Source organism: Nostoc sp. C057 (assembly GCF_013393925.1).
Classification (GTDB): domain Bacteria; phylum Cyanobacteriota; class Cyanobacteriia; order Cyanobacteriales; family Nostocaceae; genus Nostoc; species Nostoc muscorum_A.
Genome location: NZ_CP040281.1, coordinates 6,176,890 through 6,202,982 on the forward strand (window position 1 = coordinate 6,176,890; position 26,093 = coordinate 6,202,982).

Annotated in this window: 21 protein-coding genes; all 21 read left to right on the forward strand. The window is 39.4% G+C overall.

Features of this window, described 5'->3' with window-relative positions; genetic code table 11:
- Positions 1-39: 39 nt before the first annotated feature.
- Complete coding sequence (locus tag FD724_RS26465; protein ID WP_179074653.1) at positions 40-2,268, forward strand: N,N-dimethylformamidase beta subunit family domain-containing protein; 2,229 nt, start codon at positions 40-42, stop codon at positions 2,266-2,268.
- A 133-nt stretch (positions 2,269-2,401) separates the two neighbouring features.
- Positions 2,402-3,412 carry a hypothetical protein gene (locus FD724_RS26470; protein ID WP_179074654.1) on the forward strand — a complete coding sequence of 337 codons (1,011 nt, stop codon included), beginning with the start codon at positions 2,402-2,404 and terminating at the stop codon, positions 3,410-3,412.
- Between the two features lie 155 nt (positions 3,413-3,567).
- A complete protein-coding gene (locus FD724_RS26475) occupies positions 3,568-4,200 on the forward strand; it encodes a DUF1566 domain-containing protein (RefSeq protein ID WP_179074655.1) in 633 nt (210 codons plus the stop codon).
- Positions 4,201-4,253: 53 nt separating this feature from the next.
- Positions 4,254-5,549, forward strand: coding sequence for an ABC transporter ATP-binding protein (locus FD724_RS26480; RefSeq protein WP_179074656.1), 1,296 nt, complete (start codon positions 4,254-4,256; stop codon positions 5,547-5,549).
- A gap of 72 nt (positions 5,550-5,621) precedes the next feature.
- Positions 5,622-6,269 (forward strand): acetyltransferase, encoded by a 648-nt coding sequence (locus tag FD724_RS26485; protein WP_179074657.1) that lies wholly within the window; start codon positions 5,622-5,624, stop codon positions 6,267-6,269.
- A 26-nt stretch (positions 6,270-6,295) separates the two neighbouring features.
- The gene (locus FD724_RS26490; RefSeq protein WP_179074658.1) at positions 6,296-7,093 is read left to right on the forward strand and encodes a TauD/TfdA family dioxygenase; all 798 of its coding nucleotides are present in this window, start codon (positions 6,296-6,298) and stop codon (positions 7,091-7,093) included.
- Entirely contained in the window at positions 7,090-8,040 is a 951-nt protein-coding gene (locus FD724_RS26495; protein ID WP_179074659.1) for an aldo/keto reductase, read from the forward strand. Before FD724_RS26490 ends, FD724_RS26495 begins: the two co-directional genes overlap by 4 nt.
- A gap of 108 nt (positions 8,041-8,148) precedes the next feature.
- Positions 8,149-9,381: an aminotransferase class I/II-fold pyridoxal phosphate-dependent enzyme gene (locus FD724_RS26500; protein ID WP_179074660.1), complete on the forward strand. Its 1,233-nt coding sequence runs from the start codon at positions 8,149-8,151 to the stop codon at positions 9,379-9,381.
- 179 nt (positions 9,382-9,560) lie between these two features.
- Positions 9,561-10,535, forward strand: coding sequence for a glycosyltransferase (locus FD724_RS26505; RefSeq protein WP_179074661.1), 975 nt, complete (start codon positions 9,561-9,563; stop codon positions 10,533-10,535).
- Between the two features lie 337 nt (positions 10,536-10,872).
- Positions 10,873-12,096 carry a glycosyltransferase family 4 protein gene (locus tag FD724_RS26510; RefSeq protein ID WP_179074662.1) on the forward strand — a complete coding sequence of 408 codons (1,224 nt, stop codon included), beginning with the start codon at positions 10,873-10,875 and terminating at the stop codon, positions 12,094-12,096.
- Between the two features lie 281 nt (positions 12,097-12,377).
- A complete protein-coding gene (locus tag FD724_RS26515; RefSeq protein WP_179074663.1) occupies positions 12,378-13,541 on the forward strand; it encodes a glycosyltransferase in 1,164 nt (387 codons plus the stop codon).
- 206 nt (positions 13,542-13,747) lie between these two features.
- Positions 13,748-15,073, forward strand: a complete 1,326-nt coding sequence (locus tag FD724_RS26520) for a glycosyltransferase family 4 protein (RefSeq protein ID WP_179074664.1) — start codon at positions 13,748-13,750, stop codon at positions 15,071-15,073.
- A gap of 5 nt (positions 15,074-15,078) precedes the next feature.
- On the forward strand, positions 15,079-16,014 hold the full coding sequence (locus FD724_RS26525; protein ID WP_179074665.1) for a glycosyltransferase family A protein: 936 nt from the start codon (positions 15,079-15,081) through the stop codon (positions 16,012-16,014).
- A gap of 58 nt (positions 16,015-16,072) precedes the next feature.
- On the forward strand, positions 16,073-17,086 hold the full coding sequence (locus FD724_RS26530; RefSeq protein ID WP_179074666.1) for a glycosyltransferase family A protein: 1,014 nt from the start codon (positions 16,073-16,075) through the stop codon (positions 17,084-17,086).
- Between the two features lie 118 nt (positions 17,087-17,204).
- On the forward strand, positions 17,205-18,428 hold the full coding sequence (locus FD724_RS26535) for a glycosyltransferase (protein WP_179074667.1): 1,224 nt from the start codon (positions 17,205-17,207) through the stop codon (positions 18,426-18,428).
- Positions 18,429-18,700: 272 nt separating this feature from the next.
- Positions 18,701-19,729, forward strand: a complete 1,029-nt coding sequence (locus FD724_RS26540) for a glycosyltransferase (protein ID WP_179074668.1) — start codon at positions 18,701-18,703, stop codon at positions 19,727-19,729.
- A gap of 10 nt (positions 19,730-19,739) precedes the next feature.
- Complete coding sequence (locus FD724_RS26545) at positions 19,740-20,552, forward strand: FkbM family methyltransferase (protein WP_179074669.1); 813 nt, start codon at positions 19,740-19,742, stop codon at positions 20,550-20,552.
- A 13-nt stretch (positions 20,553-20,565) separates the two neighbouring features.
- Complete coding sequence (locus tag FD724_RS26550) at positions 20,566-21,903, forward strand: glycosyltransferase (RefSeq protein WP_179074670.1); 1,338 nt, start codon at positions 20,566-20,568, stop codon at positions 21,901-21,903.
- Positions 21,900-23,408: a hypothetical protein gene (locus FD724_RS26555; RefSeq protein ID WP_179074671.1), complete on the forward strand. Its 1,509-nt coding sequence runs from the start codon at positions 21,900-21,902 to the stop codon at positions 23,406-23,408. Before FD724_RS26550 ends, FD724_RS26555 begins: the two co-directional genes overlap by 4 nt.
- Before the next feature lie 3 nt (positions 23,409-23,411).
- Complete coding sequence (locus FD724_RS26560) at positions 23,412-24,617, forward strand: glycosyltransferase family 4 protein (protein ID WP_256874364.1); 1,206 nt, start codon at positions 23,412-23,414, stop codon at positions 24,615-24,617.
- A gap of 59 nt (positions 24,618-24,676) precedes the next feature.
- Positions 24,677-25,834 (forward strand): glycosyltransferase, encoded by a 1,158-nt coding sequence (locus FD724_RS26565; RefSeq protein WP_179074672.1) that lies wholly within the window; start codon positions 24,677-24,679, stop codon positions 25,832-25,834.
- Positions 25,835-26,093 lie beyond the last annotated feature (259 nt).

A 26,093-nucleotide genomic window follows, 5' to 3' on the forward strand; every position in this document is an offset into this window, starting at 1 on the left:
TTAACTCACGTGTTAAGAAAATTAAATTTCTGAACAGCAATGACTCAGCAAAACGATTTCGATAAAATACTTTTAGCCCAATCTCAGACCACCTCGCAAACTGTATTTACAACTCAGGTACCTGGGTTTGAATGGAGTGATGGCGTATCCTATGAACTTGGAATGAAGTTCCAAAGTGCCAAGAGTGGTCAAATTACCGCAATCCGCTATTGGAAAGCGGTCAATGAGACTGGCAATCATATAGGGAGAATCTGGTCGGCAACAGGATCTATACTAGGAAGTGTTACTTTCTTGAATGAAACCGCTTCGGGTTGGCAGCAGCAGGACCTCAGCACGCAAGTGAGTATCTTAGCCAATACCACCTATGTAGTGACTGTCAGTTGCAATAGCTATTTTGGTGTAACTAATAATGGATTAGCCAGTCCAGTTGTAAATGGCGATCTCAGTTCAGTTGCTGATGGCAACAATGCAGTCTTTGGTAGTCTAAATTCTTTCCCCACTAATTCCTATCAGAACAGTAACTATTTCCGCGACATAGTATTTGTGATTGGCAACAGTCTGACTAAAGTAAGCGGAGATAATCAAACTGGTACGGCAGGTTCTGCCTTAGCCAACCCGTTCGTTGTTAAAGCTACAGATAGTAATGGCAATCCTCAGTCAGGAGTGACAGTCAACTTTGCTGTCATCATTGGTGGAGGTTCAGTTTCATCTGCTAGTGCGGTAACTGGTAACGATGGCCAAGCCAGCACAGTGCTAACTCTAGGAACAACAGCTGGCATAACAAACACTGTGAGTGTAACAGCTTCTGGCATAAGCAGCCTCACCTTCAGTGCCAGTGCTAACCCAGCAAACACTAATGCGATTTATTTAGAAAACCAAAAACCTGGCACTACAGATTGGCGAATCCCTCAAGTAGGTCAATCAGATATTGCTGGCTATGCGACAGCAACTAGTGTAAATAAGGGCGGCTCGTTGCCAATTAAAGTTTCTCTAGCACAGGCCGGAAATTACACGATTGATGTGTATCGGTTAGGTTACTACGGAGGACAAGGCGGCCGGCTAATACTGAGTAGCGGTCAGCTTAACGGAATTACCCAGCCCGCATGTAATTTCGACAGTTCTACCCGCACAGTCTCATGTGAAAACTGGTCAACTTCCTACACGCTACAAGTTGGCAATGACTGGACTAGTGGTTTGTATATTGCCAAGCTAACTGACCAAAGAAGTGGGAGTAAGTCCCAGGTAGTGTTTGTTGTTCGTCATGACAGTGAAAGGTCTGACATATTATTCCAGAGCAGCTTCAATACTTTGCAGGCTTATAATCTCAGTGGTGGTTACTCTCTATACCCAGAACAGAGTATCGGAGGTCAAAGAGCGTTTAAGCTTTCTTACGACCGACCATTCGCACAACATAGCACGTTAAGTGGTAGTAACCCTTATAACAACATTATCTTGTCTTGGGAGTACAATATGGTGCGGTGGCTGGAGTCCCAAAGCTATGACATCTCCTACGTAACTAACGTAGATGTCCACGCCAACTCAAGTTTGCTGCAACAGCACAACATATTTCTGTCAGTCGGTCACGATGAGTACTGGTCGCTAGAGGAGTTCAATAGTGTCCAGAGCAACAGCATCAACAAGGCTTTTTTCTCAGCGAACAGTGTCTACTGGCGAGTTCGGTTTGAAAACTCTAGTACGGGGGTAGCTAACAGGGCTATGGCTTGCTACAAAGATGCTACAGATCCTGTTGCGCCAACCAACAAATTCCGCAGCCCAGAAAACAACAAGCCAGAGAGTGCGTTGAAAGGGAATATGTACATTGGAGGTAGGTGGCAGAATTTCTTTTTTGATGGGTTCGATTTTGTGGTGAAAAACAGTACTCACCCCTACTATGCCAACACAAACCTGAATGATGGGGATAAATTAAGTGGTTTGGTGGGCTTTGAATGGGATGCAATCAATTTAAATGCATCTCCAAGTGGGTTGGTCGTTCTGAGTGAGTCAGTACAGTCGCAAAACTTTGATCAAGCTGAACTAGAGGGTTTCCCTGCTGGAACAGACCCACGGATTTCCCAAGCAGTTAGCTTCACTTCTGCTAGTGGTGCTAAGGTCTTTTCGACTGGCTCTATTCAGTTTATGTGGGGGTTAGACAGCGAGGGCGTTAGCGGACCTCGCGAAGATACTCGCGTCAAGCAAATGGTTGTCAATATCTTAGCAGACATGGGAGCTAGACCTTTGACTCCCGGTTCCGGCATAATTGTGCCTTGAAAAACCGTAACAAAATTCACAAATATTATGCTCTACCCTTGCTGGAGTACTGTATGTACCACATAAATGGATGCACCACAGTTATCTTTCATAATTGAGCAAATACTAATCCCAGTTGCTTAGGTAGTAGGTTATGAATTTGAGAATCAGACGACGAAGATTTGGGCAGTTGGCTATCGTCAGCGCTGTCACCGCAGCAAGTGCTAAATTTACATCTAAGGTGTTTGCACAAGAGTCGGAGCAGCTTTATGGAGTGATCCTTTCTTCAGCTAGCAAAAGTAAAACACAAGACTTAGTTGACACTGCTGCTGCTAACGCCATACCAGGAATTATCTTTCAGTCTATAAACTTTACCACTGGTCAGGTGTTATTAACTGCCGAAATCGCTGCCGACAGCGTTACTAACTCCCTAGAAACCACTGAGACTGTTGCAAAAGCCTTGGTTGTTAAAAAGCCCAGCGAGCGGATAACTGCTTTTACTGTCCTACCCGATAACACATTTGTTATTGCTGCTGTTGCAGCCACTAAGAAAGGCGATTTCAGTCGCCTGATATCTATTACACCTCCTAAAAAGATTGGAATTAAGCCTCCAAAAGGCTTGAAAATCAAAAAAAACAAGGATAAGAAGTATAGTACTGTTGAAGGGTTATTATCAACCACTATAAAAGGTAAGCAGGTACTACTTGGTGTAATTAGTCTTGCAGAAGGTAGCCCTCCTTTTGAGTTGGCATTTATTGACCAAAACTCAGGGCAAGTGGATTCTAGTGTTGCAACAGGTCTACCATATATTTCCCCCAAGCAGAGGCTCAGTAATCTTGCTCAATCTCCATTAGATGGAAAAATTTATGCTACTAGTGTCGGCGGTGAAGGTGGTGGTCTAAGTTTAGTGCAACTAGACCTAGAGAATAGGGCAGTAGTTAGTGGTAGAGGAAAGATTATCAGACTGGTGGAATTAAGCTTCAAGAACAAACCTTTGGAAAATGACTTAGCAAGTTTAGCCTTTTCTTCTTCAGGTCAACTATTTGCACTTGCTGACCTCAAATATGAGGGAACAAATTCTCTGTTCACCGTGGATATGAAAACCGGAGCTATGACTCTGGTGAGAAAATTTGCGGTCGATAAAATTCTATTTGCGCGAGTCTAAGAAAGCCTTGTTATCTCAGTGATTATCATATACAAGTATGACAAAAAGATTGCTGTTGAAGTAGTTTATAGTATTTTATGCTTAATCTCTGAGTATCGATTCACCGAGGCAAGCGGCAGAGATTTGCACGCTTAGATGTTTGGAAGTTGAAAAATATGCTCCACATTCGTTTACCTGGTTTTGCTATCAAAATACTATACGGGGCTGTATTCATATTTTTTCTGGCTTTTACCTTTACTCTTCCTGTGTCGGTACAAGCCAGGAAACATAGAAACTACATCAATACCCAACAACCTGTGGGAACTGTGGTCAAAGCCTCCGGCCCCTGCTTCAATAACAGCGATCGCTATGTAGACTGTGGTAATGGCACGGTGACTGATACTGTGACTGGACTTATATGGCTCAAGAAGGCAGATTGTCTTGAAGCAACAGATTGGGCAACAGCCAATTACAAAGCAGCTGAGATTAAAAGCGGCGACTGCAATCTGTCGGATAACTCTTCTTCTGGCGATTGGCGTTTGCCTACCAAAGACGAGGTTACGGCGATATTACCTCCTTCAAATCTAAACTGTACTAATCCGACATTGGTAGACCAAGAGGGTTCAGGCTGCTTTGCCCAGGGGACGCAGTGGGCTACCGGCATCCAGTTCAACTACTGGTCTAGTACTACGGGCCCTTACCAGGAGGCTGGGAATTCCGCCTGGGCAATCTTCCTAAACTTCGGCGGCGTTGTCAACACCAGTAAGCCGAGCCTCCTCTACGGTTGGCCTGTCCGTGGTACACCATAGTAACTTGGGTCTTTTAAGAGAAAAGTTTTCGATCTACTGAGAGTAATTTAATAATGTCTGATACAGTAATTCGGGTTGAAAACCTCAGTAAAAAATACGTGTTGAGTCATCAACAAGAAGGAAGCAGCAGATATAAATCTTTGCGAGAATCCATCAGTGATAGAGTCAGTTCACTGGGTAAAAAATTGGTGAAGTCTTCTGGCAAAGAAATATCTAATCCAGCCCGTGAAGAGTTTTGGGCATTAAAAGATGTGTCATTTGAAATTAAACAAGGCGATAGCATTGGAATTATTGGTCGCAACGGTGCAGGAAAATCAACTTTACTCAAAATTTTGAGCCGCATTACTGAACCAAGCAGCGGCTGTATTTCTCTCAAGGGTAGAGTCGCAAGTCTTTTAGAAGTGGGCACAGGTTTTCACCCAGAATTGACAGGTAGAGAAAACATTTATCTCAACGGTGCCATTCTGGGGATGAGCAAAACAGAGATTAAAAGAAAGTTTGATGAAATTGTTGCTTTTGCTGAAGTTGAGAAGTTTTTAGATACACCTGTTAAACGCTATTCATCAGGGATGTATGTGCGTTTGGCATTTGCCGTAGCGGCGCATTTAGAGCCAGAGATTTTGATTGTGGATGAAGTTCTGGCGGTAGGAGATGCCCAATTTCAAAAGAAGTGCTTGGGAAAAATGAATGATGTTTCTGAAAAAGAAGGGCGTACTGTCTTGTTTGTTAGTCACAACATGACAGCATTAAAAAATCTATGCGATCAAGCCATCTTGCTCAAATCAGGATGTTTAGTAACTTATGGAGAAACTCATCAGGTCGTATCTAGTTATTTGGAGTCCGAAAATGACTCTAAATTTCTTGAAAGAATCTGGGATGATATTGAAACTGCTCCCGGAAACGATAAAATTCGCATACATCAAATCAGGGTAATTCCAGATATTGATGACTCAATAGATGAGATTACGGTTAAAACCCCTCTCAGGATTGAATTTGAGTATTGGAATTACCTCAATGGTGCTAATTTAAATTTGAGCTTACACGTCTACACACTAGAGGGAGTTTGTGTTTTTAATTCAATCTCAAGATCGATTCCTTGTACTTCAGGTCTAATCAGAGGAGTTTGTTACATTCCTGAAGATTTTTTTAATGATGGAAGTTATCAAATTACGATGATGGTCGTTCAAGATACTTCAACTATACTTTATACATGTGAAAATTTACTGAGTTTTACTGTGCATGATATTGAGAGAGAATTCAAATGGTATGGCAAATGGCAAGGAATAGTTCGCCCTAACTTGAAATGGAGGTTTGCTCCCGTTGAAATATTCGCATCTAAGTCCTGCTAAATTTTTGACTAAAAAATGTTGAAGATGAATTAAGACTATAGATAATTCAACGAAGATTTTTAGTAAATTTTTATGATATCAAAGTTACTGTTCTGGGGTGCTTCAGGGCACGCTTTAGTGGTCGCAGACATAATCCGCTTACAAGGAATCTATGAAATTGTTGGTTTCCTTGATAATATGAATCCACAACGTTATGGTGAAAACTTCTGCGGAGCTAAAATTCTGGGAGGACAAGAACAGTTAGATTATTGTAAAGATAAAGGGATTAAGTATATAATTTTTGGATTCGGAGATTGTCAGGCGCGATTAAAGTTGTCTGAATTAATTTATAGAAAAGGTTTTTCCTTAGCAACTGCTATCCACCCAAATGCAGTAATTGCTGCTGACGTATCTATAGGATCGGGAACCGTAATTGCAGCTGGAGCGGTTGTTAATCCCGGATCAAAGATTGGTCAGAATGTCATTATCAATACTTCTGCGAGTGTTGATCACGAGTGCGTGATAGAAGATGGAGCGCATATTTGCCCAGGTGTTCACTTAGCTGGACGAGTAACTGTGGGGCGTGCAGCTTGTGTAGGAATTGGAGCGACGGTCATAGATCGCGTGCGGATAGGTGCAGGTGCCCTGATCGGTGCTGGCGCGGTTGTCGTCAATGATATTCCTGATGGTGTCTTAGTCTATGGTGTTCCGGCTAGAGTAATCAGAAAAATTGACTTATAAGGAAGATTGATTTGGTGAGGCTGATTATGGAATTTTATAAAAAAATACAATACACTTCTCCTGAAGAAACTAAAAAAGCTATCCAAGAAGCACTCGATAAATATAAAATAGTTCATTTTGTAGGGTTTGATTTTCAAATAAATATTCACGACTATTTCACGGAACTAAGTGATTTTTTAGGACTAGTGATTAGTATGGATGAAGATAAAGACACAGGTAAACGAACTGGCCAACGTTGGATAGATATTAGCTACGATCCCGCACGTCCAAATAAGTACCGCTCAAGTAAAACTAGGCAACCTCTTCATACGGATAATTCTTATCTTAATCATCACGATGCTGTGAATTATTTTTATTGCTTATCTCAGGCGCAAGTGGGAGGTGCTACTTTTTTCTTAGATAGTGAATTGCTCATTAAAGTTTTGGAGTTAGACAATGAGCATCAGTTACTAGAAGACCTAAAAAAAATTCCTGTATCTTTTTCAAAAGAAGGTGTCAGCAAAACTAAGCCCATTATTACAGAAGACGAATTAGGGCTTCGTTTAAATTATAATTATTACCCGTTAGATAAAGATAACACTCCAGAAGCTAAAGATTTAGTTGAAAGATTTCAGCACTTCCTTGAAGATCGCGTTCATCATAGCGGAATTTACACGAATATCATATTAACAAAAGGAGATGCTGTATTCTTCCATGACGAAAGAGTTTTGCACGGTAGAAATGCATTTTTTACTCCTAACAAAGGAGACCGAATTCTCCTTAAAGGTTCTGTAATTTTGCATTCAAGAAAACACAAGAATTTAGAACTTTTTTGCCCAGCATGAAAACAGCAACTGCTAAATTAGGTTTTGGTACTTGGCAATTTGGCGGCGAAACCCTTATTGCTGGTCAGCATAAAGGATGGGGCTATATTGACGATAAAGAAGCTATTCAAGCAGTTCATCTTGCTCTTGATGGCGGTATCCAATTCTTTGATACAGCTGATTCTTATGGAGAGGGTAGATCAGAAGAAATTTTAGGTAAAGCTTTTCAAAGCTATCCGAATGGGAATTTTATTGTTTGTACGAAGTTTGGCAATCGAAAAGATAATCAAGGTAATTCTTTTCAGGATTTTTCTTCGGAATGGCTGGAAAAAGCTGTAACTAACAGCCTTGAACGTTTAAAACTTGATTGCATTGATGTTTTACTATTTCATAGTCCGCCAGATAATTTTGATTGGAAAAATTACGATAAGTTCATTCTAGAATGCCTCAAACAGAAAGGATATATTAAGGAATATGGTGTGAGTTCAAAAAGTATTAAAGGCGCATTAAAAGTAGCAGAAGATAAATTTGGAAGTAAGATTGAGGCCATATTTAATCTATTGGATCGCCGTGCCGAAGAATATTTATTTAATAATTTAGATGATAAATATCAATTTATAGCTAGAGTGCCTTTAGCTTCCGGTTTTCTTAAGCAAAAATATTTGTACCAAACTCCAGAATTTGCTGAGAATGATTGGCGGCATTATTTGCCCGAAATAGATAAAAATTGGTTACTGGAAAGTGCCAGAAAATTAGCTTTTCTAGATGAATTGCCAGGAGGAATTACAATTTCAGCGTTGCGCTATGTCTTATATCATTCAGGTGTTGGAGTCGTTATCCCAGGAATGAGAAATCCTCAACAAGTGAAAGCTAACTTGCAAGCTGTAGAATTTGGCGCACTCGACCCCGAAGTCGTTAAAAAAATAAAACAAGCTGTTAGTGATGTACCAGCACACTGGAAATTTTAGCTTTTAGCTTTGGTTCATAAAAATCATTAATAGCAATTGTTCGAGAACTCTATTGGTTCTCTATATCACCTAGTAAACAGACATAAACTAAAAGGTTATTTACAGCAAATGAGTAACAAAACTCGATTGGAACACTTAGCAATATTCGGTGCGGCTCCTGCCTTTAATGAAAAGCTACATGTGGGTCGCCCTAATATTGGGAACCGCGATCGCCTGTTCCAACGAATTAACGACCTGCTAGATAGAAGATGGTTGACTAATAACGGTAGCTACGTTCAGGAGTTTGAACAGCGCATTGCTGACATGATTGGGGTCAAGCATTGCATTCCTATGTGTAATGGAACTGTTGCTTTAGAAATTGCTATTAGAGCAGCAGGACTCACGGGAGAAGTTATTATTCCTTCATTCACCTTCATTGCTACTGCTCACGCATTACAGTGGCAAGAGATAACTCCAGTCTTCTGTGATATTGATCCTCACACTTACACTATCAATCCGTGGCGGGTTGAGGCAATGATTACACCCCGTACGACCGGAATCATTGGTGTTCATCTGTGGGGACAACCTTGTAATGTAGAAGCCTTAACAGAAATAGCTCGCAAGCATAACCTCAAGCTGATGTTTGATGCAGCCCATTCTTTTGGCTGTTCCTACAACGGACAAATGATAGGTAACTTTGGCGATGCAGAGGTGTTCAGCTTTCATGCAACTAAATTTTTCAATACCTTTGAGGGTGGAGCTGTCGCCACCAATAATGATGAACTCGCTGGCAAAATTCGTCTGATGAAAAACTTTGGTTTTTCTGGATTTGAGAATGTCAGTTATATCGGCACCAATGGCAAAATGAGCGAAATTTGTGCCGCAATGGGGCTAACAGGTTTGGAAAGTTTAGACGAATTCGTGGCTGTCAACTATCAAAATTACAAACAATATCAACACGAAGTAAGGAATATTCCAGGTGTTAAATTATTAACCTACGATGAGGCTGAAAAATCCAATTATCAGTATATTGTGCTGGAAATTGACCAGGAAATTACTCACATCAGCCGAGATGAATTGGTAAAAATATTCTGGGCTGAAAATATATTAGCTCGACGCTACTTTTATCCTGGATGTCATCGTATGGAACCCTATCGCTCCTACTTTCCTCATGCAGGACTACTGCTACCGGAAACTGAAAGTTTGGGCAAACGAGTACTGGTTCTGCCTACAGGTACGGCGGTTGGTACAGAGGAAATCAATAAAATCTGCCAGATTATTCGGTTGGTAGTTCAGCATAGTCGTGAAGTCAAGGAAAGACTAGTTGATGCATCTGAGGAGTTGATACGGACACGCCGATGACACATATATATATTCCACTTAGGAAAAATTAGACAATGAGAAATCGCGATTAAACAAACGAAGCCGACCTCCGCAATTTAGGATAATTCAGTCCGTGGCAGCTGACCTAGTTTGTATAGCCCCAGACTTTCAGTCTGAGGGCAATTTGTTTGAGTCAACATTATTTAGACAGTATTCCTATGAAACTAAGTGTATTAATACTCGCCTACAATCATGAAAAATTTATTATTCAGGCACTAGATAGTGTTCTGATGCAGCAAGTTGATTTTGACTATGAGATTGTGATTGGCGAAGACTGCTCTACAGATAATACGCGAGATATTCTGGTTGGATATCAACAAGAACATCCAGAGAAAATCCGCTTGTTACTGCCTGAGAAAAATTTGGGAATGCATGATAATTTCATTCAAACTTTTAAAGCGTGCCGAGGTAAATATATAGCGCTTCTTGAAGGAGATGATTACTGGACTTCTCCGGAAAAACTACAAAAACAAGTAGATTTTTTAGATACACATACTGACTATACAATCTGTTTTCATAATGCCTTATATCTTTATCAGGATGGCAGTACAAAGTGCTTTATGCCTCCAGAAAATTGTAAAAATACTTTTACTCTTGAAGATATACTTAACTCAAACATTATGTCATTTGCTTCAATAGTGTTTCGACAGGGTTTTATAGAAGAATTTCCAGAGTGGATGTACGATATAAACTTTGTTGATTGGATATTGCAAATTTTACTTGCTCAACACGGAAATATTGGATATATCAATGAAACCATGAATGTATATAGAATTCATCCTAATGGGAATTGGTCTTGGAGAACTCAAATAGAAATGCGCTTGGAAATCTTGAAAGCATATCATTATATCGAAAACTATCTAGACTCTAAATACCAGAAGAAAATAAGAATAGCCATGTCCGAGAATTATAAATTATTATGTATAGCTTATATGCAAAATGATGATAGAGAAAATGCTCGCAAATTTCTAAATAAGTTCTTATTGCAAGACTTATTAAACAATCTTATTTTAAGCGATCTCTCATTAAAAACTTCATTTTCAATGAATATTTATCTTCCAGCTTTATACAAAGTTTTAAAAAAAATAAAGTATACTTTTATAAGTCAAATAGCATCTGAAAAAATAACTTAAAAATTTTTACTTAGTAAAAAGACATATAAGTTAATAGCCAACCTTTGCTGTTATTTTTTTTTAAATAGCAAAGGTTGGCTAGCTCAAGATATTAGGTAGGAGAAGTCAAAATAAGTAGTGATCGCGTCGCATCTAGCAAAGTTACAAAAGCTGTTGTTTAAGCTTGAATTCAAATAATAATGGTCAGACTTATACTATGAATCAATATGTTGCGTATGATGTTCAAGAGATATCCTCTGCTCGCTTAACATGAAGGCTTAATTATTATAAATAAGAATAATTTAAGTCTGCATCTATCTTAAGATACTTTAATAAAAACTATAATTTAATCAGATATATGAATGTCCTGCATATTAATCAATCCGATATTGGTGGCGGTGCGGCGATCGCAGGCTATCGCCTTCATCAAAGTTTATTGCAACAAGGTGTTAACTCAAAACTGTTAGTTGGCAAAGTTAACACCGATAGTAGCCTTGTTGCTGCCGTAGGTCATAAGTATCGCGTAGAAAACCAATTATTACGTTTGACTAGGCCCTTGGGATTAAATTACCTCCATTTACTAAGCACGTTTGACATCTGGAAGCATGATTTTTATGAACAAGCTGATATTATTAATTTCCATAACCTGCACACAGGGTATTTTAATTATTTAGGTATTCCTGGATTAACTAAAAGTAAACCTGCTATTTTTACCCTCCATGATATGTGGAGCTTTACTGGACATTGCGCCTATAGTTACGATTGCGATCGCTGGCAGCAAGGTTGTGGTCAATGTCCCTACCCTGGAATTTATCCAGAGATAGCAAGAGATAATACTCGTTTAGAATGGCAACTGAAAGACTGGGTTTACAGTAAGTCTCATCTCACGATAGTGACTCCTAGTCAATGGCTGAATGAGCAGGCAAAAAAAAGTATACTTAACCGTTTTTCAATTTATCACATACCATATGGTCTTGACACTGATGCTTATCAACCTTTAGATAAAGACAAATGTAAAAATATTTTAGGTATTCCTGCCGAGAAAAAAGTTATCATGTTTTGTGCAGATGGCTTACAGGATTCTCGTAAAGGTGGGGATTTACTTGTACAAGCGATCCAAGCTTTACCTAAAGCCTTAAAAGCAGAAACAATATTACTAACTTTGGGTAGTGGAGGCGAAAAAGTTCTTGAAGTAGTGGGAATACCAACTTTAAACTTGGGGTATGTAAGTGGCGATCGCATGAAGTCAATAGCCTACTCTGCGGCTGATGTGTTTATCTTCCCCACTCGTGCGGATAATTTACCTTTGGTACTGCAAGAGAGTATGGCATGTGGTACGCCAATGGTTTCTTTCAAAGTTGGTGGTGTACCTGATTTAGTCCGTCCAGGAATAACTGGTTATTTAGCTCAACCAGAAGATACACAAGATTTTTGTAATGGTATTGTCCAATTACTAGTAGACAGAGAGCAACGGCTCAAAATGAGTGAAAATTGTCGAGCGATCGCACTTCAAGAGTATACCCTGGAACTGCAAGCAAAAAGATACATTGAGCTATACCAACAGGTGTTGCGATCGCCATGATTGGGAAGGATGATATTGACAACAGGTTACACCTATGCGCTCGTCTATACAGCACTTACGGCAGCTATGAGGTACATCCTCAAATCTGAAAGCTTTGATAGGAGAGGGCAAGGAGAAAAACTGTATTGCATAATAGCCGGAAGCGCTGTAACTGTAGTGTTTGTGCATTATAAAGTGGATATTTGAAATCGCATCAGTGAAAATTGTCCATTTGCAGCAATACCCATCTTAGACATTCCCCTCAGTGAGTCCTTGGTAAATGCTATGAATAGGCAAAAATAATGCAAAAGCATATTCTTTTAGTTTCTTTCCTACCACCAATGCCAGGAACTGGTAGTCCTATTATTTTAAAAAGACATCTCAGCCAACTTGAGCTTCAAGGCTGGAAAATAACAATTGTAGTACCAGAATCATCTCTAAGCAATACAAATAAATTTTCCAGTTCGTGGCAAATTATTCCTTTAACTGGTCGCAAATGGTGGTGGCCTCCTGTTAGACGGGAAATTTCAGGGCTATTAAAAATGCGTCTACCTCTTTGGCGATGGGAGTGTGAGCAATATCTAGTAAAAGAGCGACCCTCAGTAATTTTGACGTGTCTTTGGGATATCTATCCTCTATTAGCTTTGCATCTATCACAAAGTTGGAATGTTCCTCTATCAGTCATAATTCACGACCAAGAAGAAGTATGGGCGAAATCAGAAGACGAACGTTCCCGCATTAGGCAACGCTCTCTAACTATACTTAACAAAGCAGCTAGAATCTGGCCAGTTTCGTCAGAGCTTGCAAAAGTTTACAACCTTAAGAATAGCGAAAAAATTTCTGTCCTTTACCCCATTCCTGAAAAAATCAATTGCAGTTTTGTGGAATGGAAAAGTAATTTCCAGTCCCATCCTGTTGTTGCTCATGCTGGAAGCTTACATCCATTTCAATTTACTAACTTTCTAATCCTTGCTCAAACTCTGCAAAAAATAAATGGGATACTTTTAATCATTGCTTCTGGTGATAATCCTACTTTGGCTAAGTTGCTTGATATATGCCCCAATGTAAAATATCATGAGCCTTTTAAGCAAAATAAAGATGTTATAAGTTTTCTATCAGATAATGCTAGTTGTATATTGGTATCCTACTCCTTCTCCGTAGTTGAACAACCTTGGGCAGCCACTAGTTTTCCGAGCAAGTTAGTTGAGTTTTCAAAATTAGGTTTACCAATCCTTATTCTGTCACCTCGCTCTACAGCAATATCTGAGTGGGCTGAGAGAAACCATTGGCTTGCACACATTACCCAACTAGATAATGCAGAAATTTTGAATACTTTAGTCAAGCTGACAAACCAAGAAACTTGGATGCAAATGTCTGACCAAACACAAAAATTTGCTCTTCATGAATTCAATCCAGAACGTATTCATTCACAGTTTATGTTTGAGTTACCTGATCAGGCATTTTAATATTAATAAAAAACATTGCATAATGTGTTACAAATAAACATAATAATTAAAAACAAATTTTATTTATATTGATTTCAATAATATATTTTATCTACCTATATCAAAATTGTAGAAGATGTATATAAATTATTGCTATACACTTGAAGAAAAGCAAAATACTAAGTGTTCAAGTCTAAAATTGATAGTTTTTGGGATTCGGTGATTGCATGAAATTACTATTCATTATCCCCGAATATCCACCTTGCTCTGGTGGTGGAATAGCTACTTTTTATAGTAACCTGCTACCAGAACTTTCTCGTCAAGGACATCAAGTTCGTGTAGTAGTGGGTAGTGCCTTTTCACCAGCACTAACCGACTATCAGGTAAACGGATTAACTATAGAATTTCTCAAACCCCAAGCAGTAAATGCTAATCTTGCAAAATTTAATCGTTACCATGCAATTCCAGAATTTCAACGTCATCTTGCAGCTGCTTGGACAATATGGGAACAAGTAAACGGAGGTCAAGAATACGACTTAGTTGAAACAACAGATTGGGGTATGTTGTTTGCCCCTTGGATTGTCTCAGAAAACAGTCCACCCACCGTTGTTCAACTTCATGCCAGCATTGGTCAAATAGATTTTTCTGATCCTCAACTTGATAATCAACTCCAAGGTAGTTTGATTCGTTTATTAGAATTAAATCTACTATCGCTAGCAGATGAGTTACAAGCTAACAGTCAGTCTAATGCTAAGATTTGGCAACAGATGACTGGCAGAGATGTTACCTATATTCCCCCAGCTCTGTCTTCTAAGGCTATTACTAAACCATTAAATAAATCTGCCAATGGTTTAGTGGTAGGACGGATTCAGCACTGGAAAGGGCCAACAATTCTCTGTGAGGCCCTAAGATTACTGGGGGAAAAATCACCTACTATCGACTGGATTGGTCGTGATACAGTTTATCGGGATTCAAAAACTTTGATGTCTGCCTATCTTACACAGACCTATCCTGATATGTGGGGAAAAAAAATTCAGCCATTAGGAACTTTCTCTATAGAAGAAACTTGCCAACTTCAAGCAATGGCAAACTTCATTCTTGTACCGTCTATTTGGGACGTATTTAACTACACCTGTGTAGAAGGAATGGCTCAAGGACAGCTTGTATTGTGTTCTCAGGGAGCTGGAGCAGCTGATTTGATTACTGATGGAGTCAATGGTTTAACTTTTAAAGTAGGTGATCCCCAAAGTTTAGCAAAAGGCTTGGATACTCTGCTGAGTTGGAGTGTCGCAAAACGAGAAGAAATTGGCAAGGCTGCTCAAGAAACTGTCAAGACAAAACTTGCACCAGCTAAAATTGCCCAACAAAGAATTGAAATTTATGAAAAGCTGAACAATAATGGTAGATTTCCAAATCGTCCTAATTCTTGGTTAATTGATGCTGTTTCTCCTACACAGCCTTTAGAAAAACCATTAGCATTTCTTGATCTTCTATCTTTGCGTGAGTTAAGTAATTATCTGTGGAAACGCAGTCTGCAAAAATTTCTAAGTTGATAGCTATGACTCATCCTTCCTTAGCTTTATGTATTCCTGCTTACAATGCTACAGCTTACCTACCGCGATTACTTGAGTCTGCCTTAGCACAGACAATTCCGTTCGATGAAATCTGGGTTTATGATGATTGCAGCACCGATGAAACGGGGAAAGTCGCTGCTGAGTTTGGAGCTAAAGTGATTAGAGGAGAAATAAATCGCGGCTGTTCTCACGGTAAAAATGTGCTAGCTGAACACACAACTTGTGAGTGGATTCATTTCCATGATGCTGATGATGCCCTATATCCAAATTTTGTAGAAAAAGCTCATCAATGGATGGCGTTAGAGAATCCCCCAGATGTTGTGCTATTCAATTATGAATGGCGACGGGATGATACTGGAGAGTTGCTCGGCATTTGCAAGTTTGATGATGCTGAATTGAGACGAGATGCGATCACATACACAATTCGACAACAAATTAATCCCTTTTGTGGGTTGTATCGTCGTTCGGCATACCTGCAAGCGGGTGGTTATGATACTGATCCATTAGTACTTTACAATGAGGATGTAGCATTCCATTGTCGAATGGCGATCGCAGGCTTAAAGTTTGCGGCTGATTCTAATATTACGATCATTAATTACTCTCGAGATAATTCGATGTCCTCTGCTAACCAAATTAAATGTGCCAAAGCACAATTTCATGTTATGCAGAAGGTAGCTGAATCTGTCCAAGGGCAATATTCTCATGAAATTGCTCAAAAGCTTTGGGGGATTGCCGCAGTTGCTGCTGCTTATCTAGACTGGAAAACAGCTGACAAATGTGTGGATTTAGCTATGTCTCTTTGTAGTAAAGTTCCAAATAATTTCAGTGCTTCGTTTCGAGTTTTATGTAATTGTAATCCTTATTTTGCTATTCGCTTAAGAGAGTGGTTAATCAGATTCTTTAAGCCACAGCTTCGCTAGTAAATCACTAATCAATTTTTGTATTCTAATCTGATAATATTAATTACTAATTAAATTGATGAATTCCTTAGTCTCTATACTTATACCATGCTACAATGCAGAACCATGGTTAGCAGAAACATTAGAATCTGCTTTACAGCAAACTTGGAAAAATACAGAAATAATCGTAGTAGATGATGGCTCAAGTGATGGAAGTTTGGCAGTTGCTAAGAAATTTGAGTCAAACGGCGTTAAAGTTATCAGCCAGACTAATAAGGGAGCAAGTGCGGCAAGAAATCGAGCGCTTCAAGAAGCACAAGGAGACTTCATTCAATATCTAGATGCTGACGATTTATTAGCACCTGATAAGATAGAGCGTCAAATGCAACTTCTAGATTGCGATCGCAATTCTGATTATATTGTGTCAGGAGCATGGGCAAGATTTTACAAAACTCCCTCAGAAGCTTTGTTTATTCCTCAGCCTCTTTGGGTAGATATGTCGCCCGTTGAGTGGTTGATTTGCGCTTGGGAAGGATACTGGATGATGCACCCTGCTGCTTGGTTAGTTCCTCGCAAGATTGCTAACAAGGCTGGTACTTGGATTGAAAACCTATCATTAAATGACGATGGTGAATATTTTTGTCGGATTCTCCTGGCTAGTCAAGGAGCCAAGTTTAGCTCAGAAGCTAAGTCATATTACAGATCGGGCAACTCTAATAGTCTTAGTGGTTCCAAATCTCGTAAAGCCTGGGAATCTGCTTTTCTAACTCTAGAACTTAGTACCAATAATCTCTTATTAAAAGAAGACAGCCCACGTACACGCCATGCTTGTGCTACTGTTTTTCAACGCTTTATTTACGAAGTTTACCCTGATGTGCCAGACCTGCAAAAGAAAGCAGAAGCCAAGGTGCAACAGTTGGGTGGTTCTGACCTCACACCTTCAGGCGGCCCAATGTTTAAACTAGTCTCTGCTTTTTTGGGCTGGAAATTGGCAAAAAAAGTGCAAAGACGAGTTTATCAATATGGATATGCTAAAGCTGCTCTGGGTTGGAGGATATCGAAGCTACAAGACAAAATAATGCTTAATTCATAGACAGAAAGGTTTGCTAACAAGCCACCAAAAAAGTCAAAAAGAATGGCGGATGCTTGGTATTATCTAAATAACCTGTAATTATACAACGCCGCTTTAATCAGCTAATTAAAATCAATTAATGGCAAAAATCATTATTTTAATCGGTGGACATATTTGTACAGCTCCTCGCCCTCAAAAAGAAGCAGAAACACTAGCTAATGCAGGCCATGATGTTACTGTACATGGCTTTTGGTTTAACCCAGCGTTAGTAGAGCGCGATCAGCTCCTCATCACCAATAAAAAATGGCGATTTGCACCCATTATCGACTTTCAACCAACTCGAAAATTCCACAACTGGGCGATTCGGTTTCAGGGACGTATAGCTAAGGAAAAATACTTGCGTTTCGGTATGTTTTCCCCTGATTTACTTGGTTATGGAACCAAAGCTATGCTCAAAGCTGCCCGGAAAGCTAATGCAGATTTAACAATTATTCACTCAGAAGGGGGTCTGTGGGTAGGAAACCAACTATTAAATAAAGGTTTTAGAGTCGGGGTGGATTTCGAAGATTGGTTTTCGGAAGATTTATTACCAGAAGCTCGTGCTACTCGACCAATTGCTCAGTTAAAATTGCTGGAAAGCAGACTAGCTAAAGAGTGTCGTTACTGTCTGACAACTTCCCATGCTTTAGCCGCAGCATTAGCAAAAGCTTATCAAGTACGCGAACCTACAGTCATTTATAATGCTTTTCCCTGGTCTGAGCGATCGCAAATTGACCACCAAAAACGCGATCGCCAAAATCTTAACTTACCATCTCTACATTGGTTTTCCCAAACCATTGGGCCAGGACGTGGACTAGAAATCCTATTCCAATCTTTACCCAATATCAATATTCCCTTAGAAATTCATCTGCGAGGTAATTACCCGGAAAGTTCCCGTCAATGGTTAGAACCATTAATACCTGATAAATGGCGCGATCGCCTTTTCATTCATCCTACTGTTCCCAACACTGAGTTACTATCTCGCATTGCTGAACATGATATTGGCTTGGCTTTGGAGTATAACCATATTCCTAGTCGTAATCTCACAGTGACAAATAAACTTTTTCAGTATTTACAAGCAGGGTTAGCAGTTATTGCCACTGATACTGCTGGTCAAAGAGAGATTTTATCTAAATATCCTGGAATTGGTCACTTGATACCTAGTAATAATCCAATAGCACTAGCTCAAGCCATTAATGAATTATTATGTAACCCTGACAAATTGAATACTGCTAAAGCAGTTTCATTACAAGCTTTTCAAAAACAGTTTTGTTGGGAGCGACAGGTTGATAGATTCAATAAGCTAATTGTTAAAGTAGTTTGAAATTCAACAGTTACGAGTTTTTATAATTTTCTATTTTTGTGCAAATTGAATAATTATTTAATTAGAAATAATTTTCGATTAAAGAGTTTATGAATTATTTATATAGGAGAAGAAATAAAAGATATTTTGGCTCACTTAATAGTCCCATGATAATGCTTGTTAAAGATACTTATTTGGGCAGCAGCAATTAGTGTTATTCTTATGTTTTATCGATTAATTAAAATGCCTTTAAATGACTGGCGACATCAAATAATAATAACTAAACCAGTATCATGAGAATCTTGATTAGCGCCGATCCTGAACTACCAGTACCACCAAAACTTTATGGTGGTATTGAACGTATTGTTGATTTATTGGTTACAGGATTACAAACTCGTGGTAATACCGTAGGACTAGTTGCTCACCCTGACTCAACCTCAAAAGTAACTCAATTCTTTCCTTGGCCGGGGAAGCGATCGCAGAACAAATTTGATGCTTTGCAGAATACAATCACCCTAGGGTCAGCGGTAAAGAAGTTTCAGCCCGACATTATCCATAGTTTCTCTCGCATCCTCTATTTATTACCTCTGTTACCATCTAGCCTTCCCAAGGTGATGTCTTATCAGCGAGATCCTAACCATCGCACCACTCGGTGGGGTACAAAGCTTGCTAAGGGTTCTCTGACCTTTACAGGTTGTAGTGATTATATTTGTAGCATCGGACGAACTGCCGGGGGAGTTTGGCATACCATCCACAACTGTGTGGAACTAGAAAAATACACTTTCCAACCACAGGTAGCTCCCGATGCACCATTGGTATTTCTCGGCAGAGTAGAGCAGATTAAAGGAGCGCATAATGCGATCGCTATTGCAAAAAAAACCGGACGCAGATTAATCATTGCTGGTAATCACGCCACAACTGGGGAAGCAGGTCAATACTGGCAACAACAAATTCTCCCTCACTTGGGAAAAGATGGAATTGAGTATGTTGGGCCTGTCAACGATGCTCAGAAAAATGATCTATTGGGACAAGCTGCTGCCATGATTGTACCAATTGAATGGGAAGAACCTTTTGGTATTGTCTTTGCGGAAGCCTTGGCTTGTGGTACTCCGGTAATTTCCTGTCCCAGAGGTGCATTGCCAGAGATTGTGCGTCAAGGTATTGACGGTTACTTAATTAACAGTATTGACGAAGCAGTTGTTGCTGTTAACCAATTACTAAATATTGATCGTTATCAATGTCGTCAACGGGCTGAAAAACATTTTTCAGCTTCTGTTATTTTAGATCAGTACGAAAAACTTTATCATAACCTTTTGTTTTAGTTAAAAGAAGATGAGCATACAAACAATTTCTTTACCTTTACCTCTAACTTGGATACAAGCGCTGGATTTTAAACATAAATTGGGAATTTGCGAACGATTGTTTGGTGAAGCGATCGCATTAAAAGGCATCTGTTGGGTGGAAACTGGAGCAGGAATTCCCTGGAAGCTTGATTTGACAAATTCCACCCATCGCTGGATTGTTTATGGCAAATATGAAGGAGCAGCATTTCTAAACTGGGCGAAAAAATTTCTCCCTAGCGATGCTATTGTTGTAGACTCAGGTGCAAATATCGGCCAAATGTTAATGTACTTAGCTCAGTGGCTACCGCAAGGTAAAATACTAGCATTTGAACCCGGTACTGAAGCAGGCAACTGGCTAAAAGAATGTTTAGCAATTAACACCACACTGCCCGTAGAAATAATTAAGGCAGGACTTGGTGCATCTGTGGCTCAATTACGTCTCAACCATATTGGAGATAGCTTGGGACATGGTGCTTGGAGCCAAATATCTGAAACTGAAGGTGAAAAAATTCAGATAGTACGTCTAGAAGACGAATTAGCTGCACGTTTTATTAAAGCAGTAGATTTGTGGAAGTTGGATGTAGAAGGTTATGAAATTCCAGCCTTACAGGGTGCAGAAGCATTTTTAAAGGAGCAACGGATAAAAGCTATTTACGCAGAGATGATAGATGAAAATGGGCAGCGAATTCGAGATTATCTTACTCAGTTTGGCTATAGCTGTTACCTGTTTGACTCAAAAGGAAAAATATATTCTCCAAGTCAATGGCCAAGTCATACTAACGGACTTTTCCTGCCTAATTAAATTGTAATATGCAATGTATCCTACTTTAAAGCATAAAGTTTTAATCATCAGTCCCCACTTCCCGCCCATTAATGCCCCTGATCATCAACGGGTAAGAATGTCTCTACCCTACATGGAACAATTTGGTTGGGAAGCTCATGTTCTCACGGTTCAACCAGACTATGTTGCAGGTATTCAAGACTCTCTACTAGCGAAAACAATTCCCGATCGCATCCCTGTAACTTATACAAAGGCATTACCTCTGCAACAAACTCAGCGTATTGGCCTAGGTAGCCTGGGTATACGAAGTTTTCCCTATTTACTCAAAACTGGCGATCGCTTACTTCAGCAAACAAAATTTGATTTAATATACTTTTCAACAACTGTATTTATCACAATGGCTCTGGGTACCCGATGGTATCGCCGCTTCCGCATACCTTACGTCTTGGACTTTCAAGATCCCTGGTTAAGCGATTACTACAAACAGACAAACACACCTCCACCAGGGGGACGCTGGAAATATGGGTTTTCTCAACTCCAAGCAAAACTGCTCGAACCCAGAGCTATGAGCAAAGTCAGTCACGTAATTAGCGTATCACCAGCCTATCCAAAAACTCTACAACAGCGATATCCACATTTGCTTTCAGAACAATTTACTGTTTTACCCTTTGGTGCGCCTGAGCCTGATTTTGAGCAACTACCCTCCCTCAATATTCAACAAAAAATATTTAACCCCCATGATGGTAAACGTCATTGGGTTTACGTAGGTCGAGGCGGTGATGATATGGCTTTGTCATTACGGACTCTATTTCTCGGCATCCAGTCAGAGCGTCGCCATCACCCTGAAAAATGGCAAGCAGTTGAATTACACTTTGTAGGTACTAGTTATGCACCAGGAAATCGCGCTGTCAAAACCGTAGAGCCGATTGCTCAAGAATTAGGTGTTGCGGACTTAGTTCGAGAACATGTCCATCGTATTCCTTACTTTGAAGCGCTACAAGTTCTTGTCGATAGCGATGCTGTTCTAATGATTGGTTCTGATGACCCAGACTATACCGCCTCTAAACTCTATCCTTGCATTCTAGCCCGCAAACCCGTTCTGGCCATTTTTCACCAGCAAAGTTCTGTAGTCAATATATTACAGAGTTGCCAAGCTGGTAAATCTGTAACTTTCACTTCCCAAAACAAACCAGCAGATTTGCTCCCCAAGATAGTTGACCAACTCAATTGGTTATTATCTATCCCAAAAGGTTATGAACCAGAAACTAACTGGTCTGCTTTTCAAGCTTATACCGCTAGAGAAATGACTCAAAGACAATGTAGTATATTTGACAATTGTCTTACTACTGCCAAAATTAACAAATCATTATGAACGGATACTTTGAGTCTAATCCTCAGCCTTGGGAATACTTTCCTCGCCCCCCAAAGAAGAAACAAGATCAGCTATTAAGAGTATTTTGGATAATCGCTTTAGGGCTTTTTACTTTTGAAATCTTCTTCAATGAAAATACCTCTATACTTAGCAAAGCTGGAGCAGTATTGATTACTATTGCTTCTCTAGTACCTAGCTATCTTTGGTGTTCAGGTCGCGCTCATGGAATGCCTATCTTCCCATTTTTTGCTCTCACTTTCCTTTGGACTCATGCCTTACCACTTGTCAGTAATCATCCAACCGTTATTACTTACTCTCCCAGTAGCCATTTGTTTGCTAGTCTGACGGTCGCTGGGTTTCTAGGACTAGGAACCTTAGTCTGGTTCCGATTTGTCAAATCTATTCCTCCAATGCCTAAATTTTATCGGAGTTTGAATATTCGTAAAGGCATTAACTTTTTTTTATTTATATTGATAACCAGTGTTTTATTTAATGTATATAGTAATGCTGGCTGGCTTGAATCTATTAATGGAGGAACAATTGCTGTAGTGCGCGGTACAATTTTAGGATTAACCGCACTAGGTGTTTTTGTCCTTTCTTATCAATTAGGAAAAAAAGAATTATCAAAATTACAGGCTAGATTGTTTATATTATTTCTAATTGCCAATTTAGTGACAAGTACAGTTACATTACTGCTTGTCTCTGCTTCTAGTATCGCTTTGCTCGCTATAATTTCCTTTGTTATTTCTCGGAAAAAAATACCTGTAATATCAATTATAATCCTTCTGGTTCTATTGAATTTTTTGCACTATGGCAAATCCGAGATGAGGTCTAAGTATTGGTTTGCTAAAAATAGCTCTTATTATGTTCAACCCTGGAATTATCCTGCTTGGTATTCTGAATGGATAGGCTATTCACTAACTTATATAAATCGAAATAAGAGTGAAGAGAATTTACCTAGTAAATCCGAAGAAAAAGCTTCTTTTGTTGAACGATCTAGTGTAATCCAAATGCTACTTTTAGCTCAGGACAAGAGTCCCGATAGAATACCTTATTTATACGGAGCAACATACGCAATTTTACCAGAACTTTTAGTCCCTCGCATATTAAACTCTAATAAAATCAGGTCTCATGAAGGTACAAGCATTTTAAACGTACACTATAAACTACAGACATACGAACAAAGTGTGAAAACTACTATTGGCTGGGGTTTATTAGCTGAATCCTATGCCAATTTTGGATTAATTGGCTGTGGAGGACTGGCTATTATTTTGGGTGCAGCTTATGGAAAAGCAACTCGTTGGAGTATGAATGCTCCAATTTTATCATTCCAGTCTCTGTTTGCTGTACTGATGATGTCATACTCTTTCCAATCTGAATTTTCTGCCGGAGTATATGTTGCTGCTTTATTTCAATCAAGCACAACAATAGCTGGTATTTCGTTAGTTTTGATGAAAAAGCAGAGGGTTTCACGAGATGCTTTTCAGGGGGGACAAATGAATTAAATTATGAATATGATAAAACTGGCAATTATCACATCTCACCCAATACAATACTATGCACCTTGGTTTCGTTACCTGGCTAGTGCTGGTGATTTGCAGATTAAGGTATTTTACTTGTGGAACTTCGGTGTTACACAGCAGATTGATACAGGCTTCCAGCAAGCCCTACAGTGGGATATTCCTCTCTTAGATGGATATAAATACGAGTTTGTACCAAATGTTAGTTATAAACCAGGAGTTGATCATTTTTGGGGATTACAAAATCCATCTTTAATCTCACAAGTGAAAGCTTATAATCCTGATGCAGTCCTCTTGATGACTTACAACTACGCTAGCATCTATAAATTTCTCTGGAAATGGAATTCATCTGAGATACCGTTGCTATTTAGAGGTGATTCCCATCGACTTCTACAGCCTACTGGAATTAAAGCATGGGCGCGTCAGCAGTTTATTACCCAGATTTATCGCCGCTTTGCTGCTTGCCTTTATGTAGGTAAAGCTAATTATGGCTACTTTCAATATCATGGTGTACCCAGTAATCATCTATTTTTTTCTCCCCATGCTGTTGATAACGATCGCTTTTTTACTCAAGCAGAGAGTGCCAAACACCAGGCAACTATATGGAAGCAAGAATTAGGTATCCCATCAGATCATGCAGTGATTCTATTTGCAGGTAAATTTGAATCCAAAAAACGTCCTTTGGATTTACTACAAGCTTTTTTGGCAGCAAACCTGTCTCAAGTATCGCTGCTATTTGTCGGTGCAGGTTCTTTGGAGGCAGATTTAAAAACCGCAGCCGCACACCATTCAAATATCTATTTTGCTCCTTTTCAAAATCAAAGCTTGATGCCCCGCACCTATGCTATTGCTGATTTAGTTGTGTTGCCCAGTTACGGCGCTTCAGAAACTTGGGGACTGGCAATTAACGAAGCAATGTGCTTATCTCGCCCAGTAATTGTCAGTAGCCACGTGGGTTGTGCCCAAGATTTGATTCATGACAAACACAATGGGCTTGTATTTAAAGCTGGTAATGTGTCAGCTTTAGTCAGTAGCCTGCAAGAAGCATTTTCTGATCGCCAGCGTTTGTGTCGTTGGGGAGAAGAAAGCCAAAAAATTGTGTCTCAATACAGCTATACTCATGCAAGCAAGGGTTTGAAACAGGCGCTTGATTATGTATGTCGGCCCAAGCAAGAGGAAGTTACAGCTAAATAAATAAAAACCTTATCTAAAAAGTTTCCTACTCTGAATTTGCTGATAGTTAATAACAAAAAGTGAATAAGAAAAACTTTAGTAAACATAACCAACACTATCATCTCTGGTTTCCTGGTCTATTCAACTCAACAGGTGGAATTGAATGTTACTCTTCTTTATGTTTAAAAGCATTTGAAAGTCTCTACCCCGATTCTGCTTACGATATTGTAATTAAGCACGATACAGATGTGCCATCCAAGTCACCTAATTTGTGTTTTCATGCAACCGGTAATTGGCCTTTATCCCTACGTACTCCAATACTTGCAGCCCAAATGATTGGTCTTGGTCTTTGGCAACGACCAAAACTCATCTTTTCAACTCATCTCAACTTTAGTGTGATAGCGTACCTATTGAAACGATTAATTGGCATTCCCTACTGGGTTGCAGCGCATGGAATCGAAGCCTGGGACATCCAAAATCCCACCCTTAAAAAAGCCCTCAAGAATGCTGACTTAATTCTAGCCGTTAGTAATTACACTCGCGATCGCCTACTCAAAGAACAAAATCTCCAGCCAGATCGAGTTGTCGTCCTGCCTAATACTTTCACTCCTAATCGCTTTAGGATTGCACCCAAACCAGATTATCTCCTCCAACGATATGGCTTAAATGCACAACAACCAATTATTCTTACTGTGGCTCGGCTTTCTCAATCAGAGCAATACAAAGGCTATAATAAAATCCTTAGCGTCTTACCTCAAATTCGTCAAGCTATCCCAAATGTACACTATGTTATAGTCGGTAAGGGAACTGACCGACCAGCAGTTGAACAGTTAATTGCCGAGTCTCAACTTCAAGATTGTGTAACCTTAACTGGCTATGTTCCTGACCGAGAACTGGGAGATTATTATAATCTTTGCGATCTGTTTGCCATGCCAAGTAGAGGTGAAGGCTTTGGTATTGTTTACCTAGAAGCGCTGGCCTGTGGTAAACCTACTTTGGCAGGGAATAAAGATGGAAGTGTTGATGCTCTATGTCAAGGAGAATTAGGCGCACTGATTGACCCTGATGATGTAGAGGCGATCGCTGAAGCTATAATTCAAATCCTCCAAGGTAAATATCCTAACCCTCTAATATATCAACCCGAAGAATTAAGAAAGCGGGTAATTGATAAATTTGGTTTTGAACGCTTTCAACAACGCCTTAATTATTACTTAGAAAAGCAGTTTTCCCAGACTTGATATTGTGTCTTTGCTGTGGAATAGAATGAATTTTGTATAAAAGAAAGTAAATGATGGTAATTTAAGGTGAGCTTCCAAAGAACAGCATTCGTTATGCCTTAAGGAAAACAATCAAGTTTCCTAAAAGTTTGAAGATTCAAAAAAATTTTCCAGAGCTTGCTTTTCTAAGAAACTTACGCGAATCCATAGGTATCTCTGTCGTACAAAGAGTAGCTAGCGTCAAGAAAAATTGTAGATTCTTTGCCGCTAAATTAAGCTA